This is a genomic window from Rhodococcus parequi, from assembly GCF_046042785.1.
Taxonomy (GTDB): Bacteria; Actinomycetota; Actinomycetes; order Mycobacteriales; family Mycobacteriaceae; genus Prescottella; species Prescottella parequi.
In genome coordinates this window covers 268,649-288,946 of the sequence record NZ_JBDLNV010000006.1, presented here as the reverse complement: position 1 = coordinate 288,946, position 20,298 = coordinate 268,649, and the positions used below count along the sequence as shown (strand labels likewise).

Genomic DNA, 20,298 nt, shown 5'->3' with positions numbered 1-20,298 from the left:
CAGAGAACCGATGACGAACAGCGCAACGACCGGTACGTGGACCGAACGTCTTCACCTACTCGGCACCGAGCTTCCACCGGTCGCCGTTCCCGCGGCGGCGTACCTGCCCGCGGTGCGCACGGGCGATCTCGTCTACACGTCGGGGCAGCTCCCCCTCGTCGGCGGCACGTGCACCTGCACCGGAAAGGTCGGAGGCTCGGTGTCGGTCGCGGACGCGTCTGCGGCGGCGCGCCTGTGCGCTCTCAACGCACTGGCCGCGGTCGACGACCTGGTCGGGATCGACAACATCGTGCGGGCGGTCAAGGTGGTCGGCTTCGTGGCGTCCGCGGAGGGCTTCACCCAGCAGCCCGTGGTGATCAACGGGGCGTCGGACTTCCTCGTCGAGGTCTTCGGGGACGCCGGGCGGCACGCCCGGTCGGCGATCGGACTGGCCGAGCTTCCCCGCGGCTCGGCGGTCGAGGTCGAATTCGTCTTCGAGGTCCGATGACACCCGAGACGAAGATCACGAAGCCTGCAGGCTAGCCTGACCTAATGTTCGATCGATCCTCTCTGCGCAAGCGCGCCTCGGTCCGTGTTGCGATGGTCGCCCTCGCGACCGTGTTCGCCGCCGCCGCGTGCGGCTCCTCCGACACCGCCGCCGACGGCCCGGCCGGCAACACCGACGTCGCGACCGGCGGCCGCCTGTTCGCCACCGCGGACACCGCGACCGCGGAACTGGGCAGCGATGCGCAGCCCGGTCAGTTCCCGCGCACGGTCAAGCACGCGCTGGGCGAGACCGTCATCGAGAAGAAGCCGGAGCGCGTGGTCGTGCTCGACGGCGGCGAGCTCGACGACATCCTGTCGCTCGGCATCACGCCGGTCGGTATCGCGAATCCCGAGGGCCTCGCGGGTCAGCCGTCGTACCTCGCGGACAAGCTGGCGGGCGTCCCCGACGTGGGCACCACCAACAACCTCAACCTCGAGGCCATCGTGGCGCTGCAGCCCGATCTGATCCTGGGCAGCAAGCTGCGCGCGGACAAGACCTATCCGCGGTTGGCGGAGATCGCGCCGACGGTGTTCAGCATTCGTCCCGGATTCCCGTGGAAGGAGAACTTCCTGCTCGTCGCCGACGCGGTCGGTGAGGAGACGAAGGCCGAGTCGGTGCTCAACGACTACCAGGCCCGCGCCGACGAGGTCCGTGGCAGCATCCAGGGCGATCCGTCGATCTCGCTGGTCCGTTTCATGAGTGGCAAGACCCGCCTGTACGGCAACCTGTCGTTCATCGGCGTGATCCTGCAGGACGTCGGGCTCCGCCGCCCCGACATCCAGAACATCGAGGAGCTGGCCGTCGAGGTCAGCCCCGAGACCATCACGCAGGCCGACGGCGACTGGATCTTCTACTCCACCTACGGAAAGCCCGACACCACCGCCGAAGCCCAGGTGCTGGGTGGGCCGCTGTGGTCCGGGATGACCGCCGTCGAGAACGGCAAGGCCGTGCCGGTCTCGGACGAGACCTGGTTCCTGGCACTTGGCCCCACGGGCGCGATGATCGTGCTCGACGACCTGCAGAACCTGTTGGGCGGCAAGCAGTAACCGTTCCACTCACGACGAGGCCCGGCACCGATTTCGGTGCCGGGCCTCGTCGTTGCAACACCGTCGGCTCTCCACTAACCGGCCACGTCCTCTTCGAGGAACCGGTCGAGCACGCGGAAGAACAGCTCCGGTTCGTCCAGCTGCGGAAAGTGACCTGCGCGGGGGAAGATCTCGACACGGCTCCCGGGGACGACGCGACGGAGGTTGTCGGCGTGCGCGGCGGGAATCATCCGGTCCTTGCCACCCCACACCAGAAGCGACGGAAGCGACTCGAATCTCGGGAAGTGCTGCTTGGCGCTGACCGTCTGCCCGCGCAGTCCCACGACTGCGCGGGTGGACGCGAGGAAGGCGTCTCTCGTCGGCTTGTCGGACACCGTCTTGAACGTCCGCCAGGTTTCGGCGGCACTACGACTCGGCTGCGCCGGGAATCCGAACCTACCCAGGTGTCGGCCCAACTGGTCGAGCACGCCCTCGGTGTTGCGCCGCACCCAGTCGGAGGCCAGGACCGGCAGCACCCACTCGCTCCCCGGCAGGGTGGCGGCCTTGAGCAGCAGGCTCACTTCCGTTCCGAGTCCGCCACTGCCCACCAGACACAGGCGATCGACCCGTTCGGGAAACAAGTACGTCAGCTGCATCACGATTCCGCCGCCGAGCGAATGGCCGACGAACGACGCCGAGGAGATTCCGAGATGTTCCATCAGGTCCCGGAGGGTGGCCGCGTGGGAACTCAACGAATAGTCACCGGTCGGTTTGTCGGATGCTCCGTGACCGAAGAGGTCCGGTGCCACCACCCGGTACTTCTGGGACAGCTTGCCGATCTGCGGGCCCCACGACTCGTGCGAACCGAGCAGACCGTGTACCAGCACCACCGGAGGTCCGGAACCGACATCGACGAACCGCAGTACGTCACCGTGCAGGACTACGGACTCGAGCTCGTCAGGCGGCATTGCGCCCTCCCATCTCGTCGTTCGACCGGCGAAGCGTCTCGGCTCACCGTGGACCGCGCGAACCTGTCCGATCCTCCCACGCGGCTACGGCGCGGGCTCGGCATGATCCGCGCGATACGCTCCGCGTTGCTACACCGGTGCCGCGAGACACTCGGCCCAGCGGGCCGGGAGGCAGTTCGTGTACGCGGTCGGGAGGGACCTGCCGAATCTGTAGGGCGGCAAGCAGTAATCGGGCGTTCTCCTCATTCCGCCGCCTGCTGCGCCCGCGCATAGGCGAGTTGGAGGAAGTCCGCGCCCGCCAGCGCCGCCAGCGCGTCCGTGACCACTCCGGTGGCAGCCGGGGCGAACACCCGCCCGGCGGTGAGCCCGGAGATCGCCCAGACGTCCAGGCAGAACGGGCAGGTGAGCAGTTCCCCGATGCTCGACCGCAGCCCCTTCCCGGCCGGCTGATCGGCGACCTCGCCGGGGCCGCCGCCCTCCACGGGCTCGGCGAACGGCGCTCGCAACGGCCGCGTCACCGAGCTCTTGGTCACGGTGCGCGAGAGTTTCTGCGCCGCCGCGGCAGCCACCACCAGATCCCGTATTCGCATCCGGTCCGGCAGCGGGCGCTTCGTCACGGTGGCCACCCCGACGGTCGCAGCGACCGAGAGCCCGTACAGCGCCAGCGTCGAGAGGTGCCCCGCGTGCGACGCGTTGTCTTCGACCATGGACCGACGCATACCCCCCGATCGCGACGACGAATCATGCGACAGGCACGGTTCACCGACCGAGGAACGGGTAAGCGGCGCGGTATGACAGCTCCGCCGAACGTCCTGCCCACCAGACTCGGACTGGCCAAGGCCCACGGCCTCTTCAACACCGTGGGCGGGCTGTGGCCGCTGGTGCATCGGCGGAGCTTCGAGGCACTGTTCGGAGCCAAGTACGATCGCTGGCTGCAGTACACCGTCGGGGGCCTGCTCGCCGGGAACGGCGTGGTCCAACTGCTGGCAGACGACACACCTTCCGGCTACCGCGGTGCCCGAAACCTCGGAATCTCCACAGCGATCACATTGCTCGCCATCGATCTCGTCTACGTGCCCGCCGGAAGGATCAGGAAGACCTACCTGGTCGACGCGGCAATGGAGGCAGCCTGGCTGGCCGCGTGGGCGAAGCGCACCGAGCCATGATCGCGTTCTGTGATCAGGCCGGCCCCCTGCCCGGATACTCTCCACCGGCGACGCGGGATTGACCACGGCCTTCTCCACCGGCCCACCCGCCGACGTCTGGTACGCCATGAGCGCGTGTTCGCCGGGCGCCGTCGGGGTCCAGAGCATGATGGCATGGTCGAGAAGAACCGGGTTCTGCCAGTAGGGCGAGATGTGATCCCACGCAAACTCCTGCAGCGGGAACGACGAGGCCCGGTTGTAGTCGACGATTCCGACGCCATTGTCACTCGGTGTCCCCACCGAGGCCGCCGTTCTGGCGACGACGAGGTACGTGCACCCGGCGCCGTACGGCCCCGCCGCCGTTACAGTCGACTCCGCCGCGGGGTTACGGCAGCAGCCGGTCGTGGAAGCTGTTCGCGAAGACCCGGTGCGGGTCGTGCGCGTTGAGCGACGCCCGTGCCGCCGCGAAGTTGCCCGACGCCGGGATGCCGGTCGTGTACGCGGCCGGGAGGGTCTGGCCGAGCCACTCGTCGTCGCGGTAGCCGCCCTGGTCGGTGAAGCCCCACCCCTTGGCCCACTCGGACCGGAACGTCGCGTAGTCGCCCGAGTAGTGCTGCGCCATCCAGCGTTCCATCTCGCGGAAGTACTCGGCGGCGCCCGGTGTGCCGGGCAGGGTGACGACGTTCATCCAGATGCAGGTGTCCCACTCGGGACGGTCCGGACGCGGACGCACGGCCGAGAGGTTCGGGGGCCCGGCCGATTCCACCAAGACCTCCGCCTGGTCGTCGACCTTGCACATGCGCACCTCGAACGGGCCGTTGATCGGGTACTTGCCCTCGGCCGCGAGCGCCGACATCCGTCCGTTGTGCCACGTCGTGAACTCGTTGACGACCCGCTGGATGTTGGCGCGCTCGGTGACGACGACGCCACCACCGGCCGTGACGCGCATCGTGGTGTGCCGCAGATAGAACAGCACGTCCTTGGACCAGCCCCACAGGTCGTCGGTGTCGGTGAGCGCGAGACCGGCCTGCACCGCCACCAACTGCCCGATGCCGAACGCGGGGGTCGCGGCCTGGATACCACCGGCGACCTGGCCCAGCAGGTCGGTGAGCGGTTCCGGGAGGTTGTCGGTGAAGAAGTAGTTGTAGGGCCCGAACACCTCTCGCGACTCCGGCGGCTTGACGGGCGTCGGGGACCAGATCTTGAGCCACGGCTTGTCGGTGAACGGGAACCAGATGGCTTCGACCCGGCCCGACTGCTCGACGAACCGCTCGTACGTCCGGCCCGAGGATCTGGTGGGCGCGAACATCTCCTGCCACGGGATGTCCATGATGCTCTGGCAGCGCAGGCGGGTGTTGGCCCCGGCCTGCAGGGTGACCGAGGTGACGAAGCTGCGGCCCAGATGGGTGAGCAGCGCGGTGATCTCGGGATCGGCGCGGGTGAAGTCGCGCAGCACGAAGCGGTCGGTGGCGTCGTCCCACACCACCGCCGTCACGGCGGTCACGAGGTTCGACAGCGACCCGAACGACTGACCGGGAGTGATCGTCTCCCCCGCCGCCGGGTAGGTGGCGCCGTGCGCGCCGATCGCGAGGACGCCGGCGATCGAGAGGTCGCCGATCGCCGGCGAGTTCGCCCATCCCAGGCCGTGTTCCTGCAGCGCCGTGAGAATCGATTCGAGGCTGGCGCCGCCGCCGGCGGTCACGGTGGCCGGCGTGCCGTTCGGGTTCACGCTCACCGAGTTCAGGTGGGCCATCGTGTTGACGAGCACCATCTTCTCGACGTTCTCGCCGGGTACGACGGTGAGCGGACTCCACCCGTGCATGGTGCCCTTCGCGCGGACCCGGAAGCCGTTGTCCTTGGCCCAGTTCGCGATCCGCACCACGTCGTCGGGGGTGCGAGCGGTGGCGGTCCACACGGCATCGAACCGGATGTCCTTGGCCCAGTTGACGTAGCCCTGCTGGGACAGCGGGATGTCCTGCGGGAATGCGGGCGGAACCGGGAGATTGGACACCGGTCCGCCGCCCGATCCGGCCGATCCCGCCGGCGGCAACGCGAACGCCGGGGTCCATCCGATCCCGGACAGCGCCGCGGCGCCGGCCGCGACGCCTGCGGCCCGGCCGAGGAATCCCCTGCGGGACACCCCGTTACGCGGCTCATCCGTCGTGTTCTCGCTCCGCCCAGCATCCACAGGTGACTCCGCTCGTCTCGTCGGGGATAGGCGGCCGCACGTCTCGCCGCGCACTCTGGGAGTCAAACTAGAACAGGTTCGGTTCCGATGCCAGTGGTTCCGTAATATTGGTCCGAGCGAGAATCGCCTACTGCGCGACCTGCACCGAATTCCGCAGCGCATCGGTGATCGCCTCCGGCGCCCCGTCGATGGACCACAACGCGAGACCGACGGCGACGAGCGTCAACGCCGGGCCGAGGAAGGCCCGCTCGAACCCGCCGCCGGCGCGGATCGCGAGGAACGACGGCAACCGCAACTCCCACCACCGCCGCCCGCCGAGCGGGACGAACGGCGCCAGGAAGGGCACGCCCTCCTTGGTGATCATGTCGCCGAGGCAGTGCGTCGCGCACCCGAGCGCGACCGCCACACCGAGTCCCGTCGAGCCCACCTGATCCGGGAACCACTGCCACGTGAGGACCGACAGGAACGCCGACACCGCGGTGACGATCAGCCATCCCTTGTCCCGCGCCCAGCCCCCGAACAACCCCCGCAGCGCGAGCCCGAGTGTGAAGAAGAGCGTGACGATGATGGCCGGACGGCCGAACTGCCCCACCAGCGCCGACACCCCGGCCCCGAGTCCGATCGCGAACAGTGCGGTGTGGGTGAAGGTGCGGTGCCCGCCGCGCCGGTTCGCGTCCTTGCGCCCCTTCGTCACCCGGTAGACACCGAGAGACAGGGTGTCGATGCCCGCGGCGAGAGCCTTCGAGATCGGTCCGAACGAGCGCGCGACGGTGGACTGGGTGGTGTCGAGGTCCGGGAGCAGCGCGGCACCAGCACACACTCCCGCGAACGCGAACGTCTCGGCGGTGGAAGTGGGTCCGCCCCAGTCCGTCGGAAGCAGATCCGCGACGGCGAGACCGACCGCGGCACCGGACATTGCATGGGTTGCACCCATCACCATCTGGGACAGCACCTTTCGAGCACGAACTGCACAGCATCTATGACGGAGGGGCCCGACGCGGCAGCCTCGGACCCCTCGCACCAGACGCTAGCAACGCCCACCGACACGCCGCTCGAACCGCCTGCTCAGGCCGGGATACTCACCTAGATTGACGCCATGACGAGCACCTCCGCGCCGCCGGCGACACGGCTGAGTCCCGCGACGATCCGCGGCTACGCACTGGGATCGGTCGGTACCGGCGGCTTCTCGACGCTGCCCGGACTGGTACTCGCGTACTACCTCACCGACACGCTGGGCGTGGCGGCCGCGGTCGCCACGTTCGTGGTGTTCGCACCCAAGGCGCTCGACGTGGTGCTCAATCCCGCGATCGGCGCGCTGAGCGACTCGTGGGCCCGTCGGACGGGCAGCCGACAGCTGTTCCTGAGGGTCGGCGCCGCGCTGCTCCCGGTCTTCTTCGCGCTCACCTTCGCGGTGCCCGACGGTGTCGACGCGACGATCGGTGCGGTGTGGGTGGGCCTGGCGTTCGTCGCGTCGGCCATGGCCTTCAGTCTCTTCCAGGTCCCGTACATCGCGATGCCCGCGGAGCTGACCGACGACTACCACGAGCGGGCACGCCTGATGGCGTGGCGCGTCGCCGTACTCGGTGTCGCGATCCTGTTGTTCGGCGCCGGCGGGCCGCAGTTGCGTGAACTCGGCGGCGGCGGCCGGTGGGGCTATCTCGTCATGGGCGTCGTCGCCGGAGCGGTACTGGGCCTCGGCATGTTCGCGGCATCGCGGATCGCACCGCGACGGCCTCCGTCCGAGGTCACGGCCGGCGGGGAGGCGTCGTTCGCCGCCTCGCTCCGGGTCGTCCGGTCGAGTCGACCGTTCCGAATGCTCGTGACGGCTTCGGCGCTGCAGGCCTTCGCGACCGGCACCATGCTGGCGTCGGCGCAGTACGCGGCCACCTACGTGCTGGGCAACGAGGACAGCGTGTCGTTCCTGTTCGCTGCGCTTGTCGGGCCGGCGGTGGCGGTGATGCCGCTGTGGTCCCGGCTGGTCCGCTCGTGGGGCAAGCGCCGCGCCTACCTGCTGGCGTCGAGCCTGTTCCTCGCCGCCGGAGTCGCGCTGCTGGGTCTGCTCGCCGGCACCGGGGGATGGGTCTACGGGGTGGTCGCGGTCGCCGGTGTCGGCTACGCGGGCATGCAGATGCTGGGCATGTCGATGCTGCCCGACGTGATCAGCGACCACGAACGCCGCGAGGGTGGCGCGGTCCGCGCCGGGGCCTTCAGCGGCGTGTGGACCGCGGTCGAGACGATCGGTCTCGCGCTGGGCCCCGCGCTGGTGCTGGCGATCCTCGCGATCACCGGGTTCGTCTCGTCCACCGACGACGCGGAGGTGGCCCAGTCCCAGACCGCGATCGACGGCATCGTCGTGGCGATCTCGGCGGCCCCCGCGATCCTCACCGCGCTCAGCATCGTCGCCCTCTACCGCTACCGCCTCGAGGCCGAGACCGCCCACGCACAGAACGGAAGCCACTGATGCAGTTCCGGAACGAGCCCGCCGATGTCCTCGCCCGCCTCGACGCGCTGCGCGCCGCGGACGCCCCGACCTCGGGCGGACGCCTGCTGTCGTACGTGTACGACCCGGGCGTCGCCGAACTCGCGGAACTCGCGGGCACCGCGGCGCTGCGGGCGCAGTCGCTGAACGGCCTGGACCCCACGACGTTCCCGTCGATCGCGGTGATGGAGCGGGATCTCGTCGCGCTCGGCCGCGACGTGCTCGCGGGTGGTGACCCGGACGTGGTCGGCAGCGTCACCAGCGGCGGCACCGAGAGCTGCATGTTGGCAGTGAAGTCGGCGCGCGACGCGTGGCGGGCCCGCACCGGCGCCGAGCACCGGCCGACGCTGCTGATCGGCGCCACGGCGCACGCCGCGTTCCACAAGGCCGCGCACCACCTGGACCTGAGACTCGAGGTGCTACCGGTCGACCCCGTCACCGCGCGGGTGCGCGCCGGCGATGTCGCCGCGGCGCTGTCCCCCGACGTCGCGCTGGTGGTCGCGAGCGCGCCGTCGTATGCGCACGGCGCGCTCGATCCGATCGCCGAGATCGCGGACGTGTGCGCGGCCCACGACGTTGCGCTGCACGTCGACGGCTGCATCGGCGGTTGGGTGGTGCCGTGGTGGCCGGGCGCCGACGACCGCCGGTGGGACCTGACGGTGCCGGGGGTGTCGAGCCTGTCGGTGGATCTGCACAAGTACGGGTACGCCCCGAAGGGCGTGTCGCTGTTGTTGTTCCGTGACCGCGACCGGCACCGGGCGCACTGGTTCGCGACCACCCGCTGGCCCGGGTACGCGGTGGTGAATCCGACGCTGCTCGGCTCACGCAGCGCGATGCCCCTCGCCGCCGGGTGGGCCGTCGCGCAGGCGTTGGGCGTGCAGGGGTTCGAGGAGTTGGTCGCGCCGATGGCCCGCGCCACGCGGCGCCTTCGGGAGGCCATCACCGCCGTCGAGGGTCTGCGCGTGGTCGGTGACCCGGTGGGGCCGCTGCTCGCGGTCGCGACCGACGAGACGGTGCCGATCGAGCGCCGGATAGATCCGCACCGATGGTCCGACGCCGCCGCCGATGACGGGTGGGCGTTGCAGCCGCAGCCGCGGCACACCCAACCCGACGGCACGGTGCTGCCGCGCACGACGCACCTGACGGTCACCCCGGTCACCGAAACCGTGGTCGACGACCTGATCGCTGCACTGACCAAGGCCGCCGACCGGGTTCGCGGCATCGCCGGGGCGAGTGCGCCCGCCGAGTTCGTCACGGCCGCCGCCCACATCGACCCGAGGGAGTTGACCAGCGAGATCAGCGCCGGCGTCCTCGCGCTGGCGGGACTCGATCCGAAGGCGGGGCTCGACGGCCCCAAGGCCGACATCCTCGCGCTCGTCGAGGAGCTACCGCCCGCGGTCGCCGAGCCGCTGCTGATCGAGTTCCTCGCCCGGTTCCTGGAGCCCTGAGGGGGCCGTCCGCCACGACGCCGGACGGCCCGGACCGACGTCGCGGTCCCGACGCCGACGGCGCATGATGGAGGCAGGCGTCGAGTTCTCGGGAGGCGATCATGGACACACTGCTCCTGTGGTTGGCAGCGACACTGATCTACTGGTGGGGGCTGTTGCCCTAGCCGGACGGCCCCCGCTCAGTCGGGGGCCTCGTCACCGGTGTCGATGGGTGCCCGCCGGTGCCTGTCGGTGGCACTGCCCTCGACCCCACGCTCGTCGCGTTCCTCCTCGACCCGCTTCTCCATGTCGTCGACGAGATGCTCGAGATGCTCGCCGGGCCTGCCGGTGGAGCCCTGGTTCGGGTGCTCTTCGTGTTCGTCGGATGTCGCCATGTCCGGGCTTCCTTCCCGCTCGACGGATGGTCTGTGCGCGCTACTCCGGGCTCTCGGCTACTCGGTCGCCGGCGGCACTTCGTCGGGGTCGTAGTCCTCGAGTCCCGCCGCGACACGTTCCTGCTGCACGCGATGCTCGAGGTAGTCGTCCTCGTGCCGGTCGGGGAACTTCCCGTGTTCCCGGCGATCCTTGGGGGCGGCGACCGTCGGGTCGATCACGTCGTCGAGATCGGGGCGATCCGGTTCCTCTGCCACTGTTCTTCCTCCTCGCTACGGGTCTTCACGACGAACTACCCATGTGCGGGCGGAGCGAAACAGCGGGGGCAGGCGCCGGGAACGAGGAGACCCGGGCCCGTCGGACATCGACGGACCCGGGTCTCCTCCGGCTGCGGACTACTTCTGTCCGGCCCGCACGCCTTCCTCGATCTTCTTGCCGAGCTCGGCGTCCACGCTCTTCCAGTAGTCGAAAACGCGGGAGAGCACCGGCTCCTTCACCCCGGCGAGAACATGACCGACGACGTTGCCGACGAGCCGTTCACGCTCCCCGTCGTCGAGGACCTCGCGGACCAGCGTCCCGGCCTGCGTGAAGTCGCCGTCCTCCGGATGCTCGATGTATCCGGCGCGCACGGCCTCCCCGTCGAATCCCCAGATGCCCTCGTCGCCCGCCACCGTCGGATCGGCGTGCGGTCCGCCGAACGAGTTCGGCGCGTACACCGGCGTGCTCGGCGCGTCGAACGAGTACCGCATGGCCCCGTCCTTCGAGTACGAGTTCACCTCGTTCTTCGGGCGGTTGACCGGCAGCTCGGAGTAGTTGGCGCCGATCCGGTAGCGGTGCGCGTCGGCGTACGAGAAGACGCGGCCCAGCAGCATCTTGTCGGGGCTGAACCCGATGCCCGGCACCACGTTCGACGGCTCGAACGACGCCTGCTCGATCTGCGCGAAGAAGTTCTCCGGATTGCGGTCGAGCGTCCACTTGCCGACCTCGATCAACGGGTAGTCCTTCTGGGACCACACCTTGGTCAGGTCGAACGGGTTGAAGCGGTATCCCTCCGCCTCGGCGACGGGCATGATCTGCACCTTCAGCGTCCAGCTCGGGAACTCGCCGCGCTCGATCGCGTTGTACAGGTCGGCACGGTGATGATCCGGGTCGGAACCGGCCAGCTCGTCGGCCTCGGCCTGCGTGAGGAACTCGATGCCCTGATCGGTCTTGAAGTGGTACTTCACCCAGAAGCGCTCGCCGGCCTCGTTCACCCACTGATAGGTGTGCGACCCGAAGCCGTCCATGTGGCGCCACGTCTTGGGGATGCCGCGATCGCCCATCAGCCAGGTCACCTGATGCGCGGACTCGGGACGCAGCGTCCAGAAGTCCCACTGCATGTTGTGGTCGCGCAGGCCGGAACCCGGCAGCCGCTTCTGCGAGTGGATGAAGTCCGGGAACTTGATCGGGTCCTTGATGAAGAACACCGGTGTGTTGTTGCCGACGAGGTCGTAGTTGCCGTCCTCGGTGTAGAACTTCATCGCGAAACCGCGCGGGTCGCGCCACGTGTCGGGGCTGCCCTGCTCGCCGGCGACGGTGGAGAACCGCACCAGCGATTCCGTCTTCTTGCCCGGCTGGAGGAACTTCGCCTTCGTGTACTTGCTGACATCGCCGGTGATGACGAGCTCACCGAAAGCGCCACCGCCCTTGGCATGCACGACGCGCTCCGGGACCCGCTCACGATTGAAGTGGGCGAGCTTCTCGATCAGGTAGTGGTCGTGCAGGAGAATGGGTCCCTGCGTCCCGGCGGTGAGGGATTCGTTGTCGCTGTTGACGGGAATCCCGAAGTCGTTCGTCGTGGGACGTGGCTGAATGGACGTCATTGTGCGAAGCCTCCTTGGCGCTGACGGGCTGTGGCTGTCTTCGAAGTGATCGACCCACCCGATCCGGGCACATCGTCTTGATTCTGTGAGCTGGTAACGGCCTGTGCCCCCGTTTTCGCCGAATCGTGTCGGCAATCGGGACACAGACCCCAGAACACGACCTCGGCCTCGTCGATCTCGAAGCCGTGGTTGCTCGAAGGCTCCAGGCAGGGAGCGTGGCCGACGACGCAATCGACGTCGACGACCGTGCCGCACGAGCGGCACACCAGGTGGTGGTGGTTGTCCGCGGTGCGGGTCTCGTACCGTGCCGGCGAGCCCGCCGGCTCGATGCGGCGCAGCAACCCCACCCGGACGCAGGCCCCGAGCACGTCGTAGATCGCCTGGGTCGAGACCGACCCGAGCTGGCGACGCACCTCGGTGGCGATCTGATCCGCATCCGAATGCGGATTGGCGGCAACGGTGTTCAGGACCGCAACGCGTGGAGCCGTGACCCGCAGGCCCGCGTCGCGGAGCCCGGCGCGGGGGTCGAAGTCGTGCTCTCCTTGTTGCATGACACCAGTATGCCCCTTTTCTGGAATAAGTCAAAAGAACGAGTAGATCCAGATTGGCCACATGTCGACGGACCTCGAGGTAAGGTCCCCGCCAGGTGCCCCCGCGCCCGACGGCGTCGCCCGTCGGTCCTCCCTAGTGCGCGGGGTATGACGATGACGACCGCATCGGCCCGTCGCACGCTCGCCGTGTTCGTTCCCGGATGGATCCTCGACGACCGTTCCCTCGCCCCTCCGGCGGTGGGCGACCTCGTCGAAACACCCCTCACATTCGGCGAGTCGGAGACGCCACCCCAGTCGTATGCGCAGACCTTCCGGACCATCGCGCGTCCGGCGTACGGGCGGATGCCCGGAGGCGATCCGGAGAACGGCCCGCGCTGGCTGCACGAGTTGTCCGGCGACGGCTGGGCTGCCAACTGGTGGGCGAACCGGCCGACGACCGGCCGAATCGAGGTCCACGGAACCCTCTTCGCCGACTTGACCATGGGGACCGACAGTCCCCCGCCCGTGCGCGGACGGGTGCGGCGGGTGCAAGTGGTGAGCCGGCGATTCGACAGGTCACCGAGCGGCGCCCGTCGCGTCGCCGGGACCGAACGCTTGACCGAGGTCGACACGACACCGCATATCTTCTGGTCGAGTCAGGAGCCTCGAACGGATGACGCGTACGCCCGGACGGGCGTGCTGCTCGATCTGGACCTCGACGACGTCCCCACAACCGACTCCCCGTTCGTGGCGGGCGCGGTCTCCGTGGACGGGACCGATGTCTGGGTGATGGACCGGGCCGATCCCGTTCTGCTGCACGTCGCTACCGCGGCGACACCGCCGCGGGTGGTCGAATACCTACTGCCCCTGACCGCCGAGCAACCGCGCGATATCCGGACCCGCGCCGTGCATGCCGACCGCGACGGCTGCTGGATCACGTCCGGCCACGACGTGTTCCGCTGCGACCGGGAGGACGACGGGTCGTTGAGCGTCGAGCGGGTGTGCACCGAGGGCGGGCAGAGCATCGTCGACGAGGGACGCTCTACCTCCACGGCCCGACCGAACCGAGGATGCACCTCGACCACCGATACGGGGTGGTGCGGGTCGACCCGTCGCCGCATCCCGTCCGCGCGCTCGACGACGCGCGTCGACTGGTCCCGGTCGACGACCCGGCCACCGTCGCGCGGGTGCGGGCCGCCGCTCGTCGAGCCGACATCGATCGCGGCCCCGACGGCACGGAATGGATCGCCCACGGCGAGCTCACCGCCCGATCCCCGAGCGGTACAAGCGAATCGGTGGACCTCGCCACCCGCGCCCGCGGCGACGTCCGCTGGATCCAACCCGATCCGTTCGCCGACCCCGCCGACAGGGCCCTCGTTGCATACTGGCCGCTACGCTCCCGCTGACGGCTGAAGGGTCCGTTCATGCGCTGCCGGCGCATGAAGGGACCCTTCAGCTCTTACTTCGGAGCGGATCAGGCGAAGTGCTCCTGCACCGCCTGCAGGCCCGCGACGTAGACGCCGTCGCCGAAGATCTGCTCCACGGTGGCAACCGCGTCGTCCTCGGCCTCGTAGCGTGCGGTCCAACGGATCTCGGACTTGTTGTCAGCCTGCGGCGTCACCGCGAGGGTGGCGACGTAGTCGCGGATCGGCAGCATCGGGTCGAGCACCTCGTAGCTGTAGCTGCGGGCCTCGGGGTCGTGGGCCACGAGTTCCTCGCGCGCGACGACGCGCCCGTCGACCGAGAAGGTGCGGATCGAACCGACCTGCGTCGGATCGCCCTCGAGTTCCGCCGGGGGGACGCTGGGGTGCCAGGTGCCGAGGCCGTCGAAGGCACCGATGTGGGACCAGACGCTGTCCGCGTCGGCCGCGACGACGATGCTGCGTACGAGTGACCGAGCCATGTGAATCTCCGTTTCTGCTGTCGAACTACTTTCGAAGGGGTTGGGGGTCAAACACTTCGGGGCGATCGATCGACGTCCAGGCGGAGGACCGACAGCGCGGACGCCGCCAGCTGCCCGACGTCGACGGGGCCGGCCGCGCCGTCCGGATCGCAGGTCACCGAGTACTCGATCGCGACGGTGAGCGCGCCGAGCAACATGTGCGACAGCAGTCGGGCGTCGATTCCCTCCGGATCGACGCCCGCGCGTTCGGCGAGGTGGGGCCGCAGGTCGTCGGCAAGGTCGTGCGCCGCCACCATCCACCGAGCCCGGATTCCGGGGACCGACGTCATCATGACGAAGAGATCGCGGGTGGGCACCAGGGAGGCGTAGCGGTCCTGCCGCAGGCACTCGACGAAGGCCTCGTGCACGGCGGTCGCCACGGAATCCGTCAGCGGGCGCGCGGCGAGGTTGTCCGCGAAGTCCCGGATGCCCGAGGTGAGCACCGCCGTGAGGGTGTCCTCCTTGGCCTCGCAGTGCCGATAGAACGTGCGCACGGAGATCCCGGCGCTCTGCGCGATGTCCTCGACGGACGTCGCCTCGAAGCCGTCGGCGATGAACAGTTTCGCGGCGGCCGCCGCGATGTCCATGCGCACGGCGTCGCGTCGCCGCTCGGCCAATCCACGCTGGTCGCGTTCCACGAAGCACCTCCGAATGTGTCTTGACACACAGTAGCAGGGTGGCACAGACTGGCGTCCTGGCACAGATTGGCACACGGTCAGTGACGCCGATCACCGCTCCCGACCTTTCCCCGAGACGAAAGGGCAGCAGATGCCCCGCACATTCCTCGTCACCGGCAGCGCCTCCGGAATCGGCGCCGCGACCACCACCTACCTGCGCGAGCAGGGCATCCACGTGATCGGCGCCGACCTGCGCGACGCGGACATCACCGCCGACCTGGCCACCGACGAGGGGCGCGCCGCCCTCGTCGAGCAGGCCCGTGAGCTCACCGGCGGACGCCTCGACGGTGTCGTCGCGTGCGCCGGCGTGGCGCTGTTCGATCCGCTCACCATCAAGGTCAACTACTTCGGCGCCGTCGCGACCCTCGAGGGCCTGCGCCCCCTGCTCGCCGCCGGTACCGACCCGCGGGCGGTCGTGATCTCGTCCGTCGCGTCGGTGCACCCGAACGATCCGGCGATCGTCGATGCGGCCCTGGCCGGCGACGAGGCCGCGGCGGTGGAGGCCGCACGGGCCGCCGTCGACAGCGGTGCCGGCGCCCTCGTCTACGGATCCTCCAAGGCCGCGATCGCCCGCTGGGTACGCCGCACCGCGATCACTCCCGAGTGGGCGAAGGCGGGCATCCCGCTCAACGCGATCGCGCCGGGCACCATCGTCACCCCGATGATCCAGGCAATGCTCGACACCGAGGCCGGACGTCAGGCCATCGACGGCGCCGTCCCGATGCCGCTGCACGGCCATGCCCGCCCCGAGCAGATCGCTCCGCTGCTGGCCTGGCTCACCTCCCCCGTGAACTCGCACGTGACCGGGCAGGTGATCTTCGTCGACGGTGGCGCCGACGCCGTCCTGCGCGGCGACCAGACCTGGTAGTCCCGCAGCACGTTTCGCCGGGCCGCACGGAAAGGAACGCTCGTGACGACACTCGATCAGGGCTCTCGCATCTCGCCGGTGGAGGGTGGGGTGCCACCGTCGATGGTCGACCGGATGACGGTCATCCTCGACGCCTTCGGCGGATTCTCCTCGCGCGTGCCGCTCGAGGAACTCGCGCGGCGCACCCGGCTGCCGCGCTCGACGGTGCATCGCATCCTCGATTCGCTGCTGCGCCTGGGCTGGGTCGAACACTCCCCCGGCGGCTACCACCTGGGCCCGCGCCTGCATCGCCTCGGCGGCGGTGAGGGGCACCACGGGGAGATTCGCGCGGCCGCGGCGCCGGTCCTCAACGAACTGCACCACCGAACCGGCATGATCGTGCACCTCGGCGTGCTCGAGAACACCGACATCCTGTGTCTCGACAGAATCGGCGCCCGGCCCGATTCACCCGCGAACGCCCGTGTCGGAGGGCGCGTTCCGGCGCACGCGACGGCTGCCGGAAAGGCGATTCTGGCAGGCCTCGTTCCCGAACAGGTCGACCTCGCGTACGGCGGGGAGCCGCTGCGCCGCTGCACCGACCGGACGATTGCGGACCTCCCCGGGCTGCACCGCGACCTCGGTCGGGCGCGAGCCCGCCGCGGGGTTACGTTCGCACGAGGCGAGTCGTCCGGCGCCGTGGCGTGCGTCGGTGCGCCGGTGCGGGTCGACGGGGGAACCGTCGCAGCGGTGTCGCTGTGCGGTCCCCTCGCCGACGCCGCCCGCCTGGAGCGCTGCGCACCACTGGTTCTCGAGGCCGGACGCGCCGTTGCCGCAGCCCTCACGTCGTCGGTGCAGCTGATGTCCGCGTGAGGCGGCCACACCCTCATTACTACGCATTGTAGTAAAAATCCTCCGCCGCCGGACCAGTGTCGGATAGGTTGATTCCATGGGGATACCGAGGAGGCCTGATCCAACCACTGTCGAGTCGGCGCCGGACGAGCGGCCCGGAGTCGAAACGGGCAGTGCGCCAGCGGAATCGATCCCTCCCACGCGAAGGCGCCGGCTACTTCGAGCCGTGCGGCGGGTTTTCGTCGGACTGCTCGCGATAATCGTTGCGGCCGTTGCCGTGTCAGCACTCTTCCACAGGTGGCAGACACCGCGGGACAAGCACGCCATCGAGCAACTGATCGGCGCCGAGCACCGGTACGTCGACGTGAACGGACACCGGATGAGTGTGACGGTCCAGGGTTCGGGGCCCCGGACCGTCATCCTGATGCCCGGCCTGGCCACGCCGGAGCCGATCATCGGCTTCGCCCCTCTCGCCGAGAAGCTGGCGGAACAGAACACGGTCGTCACCGTCGAGCCCCTGGGGATGGGACTGAGCGACGGCACCGACGCTCCCCGCACCAGTGAAGCGATCGTCGACGAGATCCGCTCCGCACTGGTGACGCTGGGTATCGACGGCCCCTACGTCCTCATGCCACATTCCGTTTCCGGCCTCTACGCGCTGTGGTGGACCACGCACCACCCCGACGAGGTTGCCGCCGTGGTGGGTCTCGACGACGAGCGCTACACCGCCGATGCCGCCCACGGCTCGCCGGACTGGCCGAGTTGGATGTCCATCGTGAACGCCGCAGGAGGAACCCGGGATCTCATCGCGCTGGACAAGAGCACCGACTATCTGGGACTGGTGGCCGACTACCGCGAGAGCCTCGGCGACGCGGCCGAATTCACTACCGAACAGCAGGACCTGTACCTGCAGGCATATTCGTGGGTGCTGAATCCGACCGTGCTCGACGAGATGGCCCGCGGGGCACAGAACGTGCAGGCGGCCGAGGGCGCCGTGTTCCCACCCACACTGCCGGCCCTGTCGTTCCTTGCCGCCTCCTCACTCGAAGTGGAGCCGGAATGGGAGTCCTCGCACCGCGCCGCGATCAGCAACCCGGCGATCCAACAGGTCACGGTCATGGACGGCCATCACTATCTGTTCCACGCCCACGCGGCGGAGATCGCCGAGTCGACACAGAAGTTCCTCGACGAGCACGTCCCGACTCGATGACAACCGTCGCTGGATCGGCGGGATACGTCCGGCGAGTGGATACACTGGATGGGACACGGGGTTCGCCGCCGCCGGCGGGGGCCTGATTCCGCGCCGCCGGCGACGGGGCCTCGACCGCGCTACGACGCGACGAAGTGGGTGAGCATCGCCTGCACCTCGTAGATGTTCACGCCCTTGGAGAACTGCTTCTGGATGGGCATCGGATTGCCCGATATCCAAATCTTCAGTTCCGCATCGAGATCGAACGATCCGGCCGTCTCGACGGAGAAGTGGGTGATCGACTTGTAGAGGACACTGTGGTACTCGGTCTTACGGCCGGTGATGCCCTGCTTGTCGACGAGAATCAGCCGCCGACGCAGCGAAACCCGATGTGACTCATGCCCGTATCGATCATGTGCGGCCGGCGGGCGGCCGGCCGGTAACGGCGACAGTAGCTGTCGGCGCACAGGAACGATCCACCCTTGATGACCTTGCGGGGCACCCGGAACTGCGGTTGCCGCGGGTCGTAGCTGCCCTCGACGCCCGGGCCGCGCGGGTTGCGCGGCGCGCAGCACGAGTGCCCGTCGCCGTGCCCCTCGGCGTACCAGTCGTCGGTCCACTCCCACACGTTGCCGGCCATGTCGTACAGCCCGTACGGGTTGGACGGGTACGACGCCACCGGTGTCGTGCTGCCGTACCCGGGTGCTGCGCGCCAGGGGAAGTCGCCGTGCCAGAAGTTCGCGAGACGACCGCCGTCCGGTTCCGGTCCGTCGCCCCACGTGAACTCGGCGTGATCCAGTCCACCGCGCGCCGCCGCCTCCCATTGCGCCTCGGTGGGCAGTGCCCTCCCGGCCCACTCGGCATATGCCTGCGCGTCCTCGTGCGCGATGTGCACGACGGGGTGATCGCTGCGGCCGGTGAGCGTGGACCGCGGCCCCTCGGGACGGCGCCACGACGCCCCCGGCGTCCACCGCCACCACTGGTCGATGTGGCGCAGGTCCACCGGGCCCGGCGTGCCCACGAAGACCATCGATCCCGGCTGCAGGTTCACCGCGGGTGCCCCCGGGAAGTCGGCGGGATCGAGCGGCCGTTCGGCGACCGTCCGATATCCGGTGGCCGCCACGAAGGATGCGTACTGGGCGTTGGTGACCTGGCGGGACTCGATGGAGAACGTCTCGACCTCCACCCGGTGTGCCGGGCGTTCCTCCGGGTAGTGGGCGTCGGATCCCATCGTGAAGGTCTGTGCGGGAATCTGTCGGAGTTCGGTCAGGGTGGCGATACCGGTCGTCACGAGATTCTCTCCTGCTCAAGCTGTGCCGGGCGCGAACACCTCACGCCAATCATCCTTCATGCTCACCACGGTCCAGTCGTTTCGGCGCGCGTGTTCGAGGATGTCCTCGGCACCCGCGACGTAGTCGAACTCGCGTTCGCCGTCGTCGTGCAGGAGCAGCAGTCGGAGGGCCGGCGAGTCCGGCAGTCCGGTGAAGGCGAGCATCGGCAGGTCGCCGTTGGAGTTGCCGACCGACAGGATCGGCCGGCGTCCGATGCGGCTCCAGATGCGCACGGGCTTCTCCGGGCCGTCGTCGAAGAAGTCCATCGCAGCCTTGTAGAGCAGGTCGGGGGCGCCCTCCCGCTCCCGGTACGAGAGCCCGAGGGCACTGCCGATGATGCGCTCCGGCGGCACCCCGTACAGCTCACCGGCGACCGGTCGCATGAAGTCCCGGTCGCCGCCGGAGGCGATGTAGGTGGTGAACCCGTTGGCCTCGAGGTAGCGCAGCAGGTCGACCATCGGGGCGTAACCACATCCCCGGTACGGTCGGCCCAGCGTCGGATGGTCGGCGTCATCGAAGAACGCCGTCACCCGCGCGTCGTACTCCTCGACGGTCACCTCGTCGAACGCCCGGGTGATGGCTCCCATCAACAACTTCAGATCACCGTCGTCCCCATGGTAGTGCTTGACCATCGCACCACCGAGCCAGTCCATGTCGTTCTCGTGGGCCGCCTTCCACGGCTGCTGCGACTGCAGGGAGGCGTCGTCGTCCGCCATCTCCCCCAGACGTCGGATCGTGAAGTCCAGCTGGATCGGCATGGGCTTCTCGCACCACAGCGTGCCGTCGTTGTCGAACACCGCGACGCGGCTTGCGGGCTCCACGTAGTCGGGCCCCGCTTCGTCGACGACCCGCTCGACGAAATCGACTATCGCGGTGCGTGTCTCTCCGTCTGTCCAGGAGGGAAGCGTATCGGCCACGGT

The 20,298-nt window shown here is 69.1% G+C and carries 22 protein-coding genes; 9 read left to right on the top strand and 13 right to left on the bottom strand.

The annotated features are described in order from the left end of the window. Positions 1–10 precede the first annotated feature (10 nt). On the top strand, positions 11–487 hold the full coding sequence (locus ABEU20_RS18535; protein WP_420165847.1) for a RidA family protein: 477 nt from the start codon (positions 11–13) through the stop codon (positions 485–487). A gap of 44 nt (positions 488–531) precedes the next feature. Next, a complete protein-coding gene (locus ABEU20_RS18530; protein WP_420165846.1) occupies positions 532–1,572 on the top strand; it encodes an ABC transporter substrate-binding protein in 1,041 nt (346 codons plus the stop codon). 74 nt (positions 1,573–1,646) lie between these two features. On the opposite strand, the gene ABEU20_RS18525 is transcribed toward ABEU20_RS18530, so the two are convergent. Together ABEU20_RS18525 and ABEU20_RS18520 are read right to left on the bottom strand one after the other, a co-directional pair. Beyond that, positions 1,647–2,519 (bottom strand): alpha/beta fold hydrolase, encoded by an 873-nt coding sequence (locus tag ABEU20_RS18525; RefSeq protein WP_420165845.1) that lies wholly within the window; start codon positions 2,517–2,519, stop codon positions 1,647–1,649. Between the two features lie 242 nt (positions 2,520–2,761). Beyond that, positions 2,762–3,226: a DUF1360 domain-containing protein gene (locus ABEU20_RS18520; RefSeq protein ID WP_420165844.1), complete on the bottom strand. Its 465-nt coding sequence runs from the start codon at positions 3,224–3,226 to the stop codon at positions 2,762–2,764. An 84-nt stretch (positions 3,227–3,310) separates the two neighbouring features. On the opposite strand from ABEU20_RS18520, the gene ABEU20_RS18515 reads away from it, so the two are divergent. Further along, the gene (locus ABEU20_RS18515) at positions 3,311–3,685 is read left to right on the top strand and encodes a hypothetical protein (RefSeq protein ID WP_420165843.1); all 375 of its coding nucleotides are present in this window, start codon (positions 3,311–3,313) and stop codon (positions 3,683–3,685) included. A gap of 364 nt (positions 3,686–4,049) precedes the next feature. Here the strand turns inward: ABEU20_RS18515 and ABEU20_RS18510 are convergent, their stop codons facing one another. Together ABEU20_RS18510 and ABEU20_RS18505 are read right to left on the bottom strand one after the other, a co-directional pair. After that, entirely contained in the window at positions 4,050–5,804 is a 1,755-nt protein-coding gene (locus ABEU20_RS18510; RefSeq protein ID WP_420165842.1) for a cholesterol oxidase substrate-binding domain-containing protein, read from the bottom strand. A gap of 175 nt (positions 5,805–5,979) precedes the next feature. Next, entirely contained in the window at positions 5,980–6,792 is an 813-nt protein-coding gene (locus ABEU20_RS18505) for a metal-dependent hydrolase (RefSeq protein ID WP_420165841.1), read from the bottom strand. Between the two features lie 156 nt (positions 6,793–6,948). Between ABEU20_RS18505 and ABEU20_RS18500 the strand changes: the two genes are divergently transcribed. Continuing rightward, positions 6,949–8,313 (top strand): MFS transporter, encoded by a 1,365-nt coding sequence (locus ABEU20_RS18500; protein WP_420165840.1) that lies wholly within the window; start codon positions 6,949–6,951, stop codon positions 8,311–8,313. Then, entirely contained in the window at positions 8,313–9,779 is a 1,467-nt protein-coding gene (locus ABEU20_RS18495) for a pyridoxal phosphate-dependent decarboxylase family protein (protein WP_420165839.1), read from the top strand. The genes ABEU20_RS18500 and ABEU20_RS18495 overlap by 1 nt, the downstream gene beginning before the upstream one ends. 179 nt (positions 9,780–9,958) lie before the next feature. Here the strand turns inward: ABEU20_RS18495 and ABEU20_RS18490 are convergent, their stop codons facing one another. The 4 genes from ABEU20_RS18490 to ABEU20_RS18475 all read right to left on the bottom strand — a co-directional run bounded on the left by ABEU20_RS18490 (position 9,959) and on the right by ABEU20_RS18475 (position 12,564). Beyond that, on the bottom strand, positions 9,959–10,153 hold the full coding sequence (locus tag ABEU20_RS18490; RefSeq protein ID WP_420165838.1) for a hypothetical protein: 195 nt from the start codon (positions 10,151–10,153) through the stop codon (positions 9,959–9,961). Positions 10,154–10,210: 57 nt separating this feature from the next. Next, on the bottom strand, positions 10,211–10,408 hold the full coding sequence (locus tag ABEU20_RS18485; protein ID WP_420165837.1) for a hypothetical protein: 198 nt from the start codon (positions 10,406–10,408) through the stop codon (positions 10,211–10,213). 138 nt (positions 10,409–10,546) lie between these two features. After that, positions 10,547–12,013: a catalase gene (locus ABEU20_RS18480; RefSeq protein ID WP_420165836.1), complete on the bottom strand. Its 1,467-nt coding sequence runs from the start codon at positions 12,011–12,013 to the stop codon at positions 10,547–10,549. Further along, the gene (locus tag ABEU20_RS18475; RefSeq protein WP_420165835.1) at positions 12,010–12,564 is read right to left on the bottom strand and encodes a Fur family transcriptional regulator; all 555 of its coding nucleotides are present in this window, start codon (positions 12,562–12,564) and stop codon (positions 12,010–12,012) included. The genes ABEU20_RS18480 and ABEU20_RS18475 overlap by 4 nt, the downstream gene beginning before the upstream one ends. 147 nt (positions 12,565–12,711) lie before the next feature. Here ABEU20_RS18475 and ABEU20_RS18470 point away from each other — a divergent pair, with 147 nt between their 5' ends. Beyond that, the gene (locus ABEU20_RS18470; protein ID WP_420165834.1) at positions 12,712–13,956 is read left to right on the top strand and encodes a hypothetical protein; all 1,245 of its coding nucleotides are present in this window, start codon (positions 12,712–12,714) and stop codon (positions 13,954–13,956) included. 61 nt (positions 13,957–14,017) lie between these two features. On the opposite strand, the gene ABEU20_RS18465 is transcribed toward ABEU20_RS18470, so the two are convergent. Both ABEU20_RS18465 and ABEU20_RS18460 read right to left on the bottom strand, forming a co-directional pair. Beyond that, positions 14,018–14,446, bottom strand: a complete 429-nt coding sequence (locus ABEU20_RS18465; RefSeq protein ID WP_420165833.1) for an SRPBCC family protein — start codon at positions 14,444–14,446, stop codon at positions 14,018–14,020. 47 nt (positions 14,447–14,493) lie between these two features. Beyond that, positions 14,494–15,123, bottom strand: a complete 630-nt coding sequence (locus ABEU20_RS18460) for a TetR/AcrR family transcriptional regulator (RefSeq protein WP_420165832.1) — start codon at positions 15,121–15,123, stop codon at positions 14,494–14,496. A 130-nt stretch (positions 15,124–15,253) separates the two neighbouring features. Here ABEU20_RS18460 and ABEU20_RS18455 point away from each other — a divergent pair, with 130 nt between their 5' ends. From ABEU20_RS18455 to ABEU20_RS18445, 3 genes are all read left to right on the top strand, one after another. Further along, the gene (locus ABEU20_RS18455; protein ID WP_420165831.1) at positions 15,254–16,030 is read left to right on the top strand and encodes an SDR family oxidoreductase; all 777 of its coding nucleotides are present in this window, start codon (positions 15,254–15,256) and stop codon (positions 16,028–16,030) included. Between the two features lie 42 nt (positions 16,031–16,072). Next, positions 16,073–16,879, top strand: coding sequence for an IclR family transcriptional regulator (locus ABEU20_RS18450; protein WP_420165830.1), 807 nt, complete (start codon positions 16,073–16,075; stop codon positions 16,877–16,879). A gap of 256 nt (positions 16,880–17,135) precedes the next feature. Continuing rightward, positions 17,136–18,068, top strand: coding sequence for an alpha/beta fold hydrolase (locus tag ABEU20_RS18445; protein ID WP_420165829.1), 933 nt, complete (start codon positions 17,136–17,138; stop codon positions 18,066–18,068). Positions 18,069–18,187: 119 nt separating this feature from the next. Here ABEU20_RS18445 and ABEU20_RS18440 read toward each other — a convergent pair whose 3' ends face one another. The 3 genes from ABEU20_RS18440 to ABEU20_RS18430 form a co-directional block, all read right to left on the bottom strand. Further along, entirely contained in the window at positions 18,188–18,514 is a 327-nt protein-coding gene (locus ABEU20_RS18440; RefSeq protein ID WP_420165828.1) for a PH domain-containing protein, read from the bottom strand. Further along, positions 18,412–19,278 (bottom strand): formylglycine-generating enzyme family protein, encoded by an 867-nt coding sequence (locus ABEU20_RS18435; protein WP_420165955.1) that lies wholly within the window; start codon positions 19,276–19,278, stop codon positions 18,412–18,414. Before ABEU20_RS18435 ends, ABEU20_RS18440 begins: the two co-directional genes overlap by 103 nt. Before the next feature lie 75 nt (positions 19,279–19,353). Further along, entirely contained in the window at positions 19,354–20,295 is a 942-nt protein-coding gene (locus ABEU20_RS18430; protein WP_420165827.1) for an HAD family hydrolase, read from the bottom strand. Positions 20,296–20,298 lie beyond the last annotated feature (3 nt).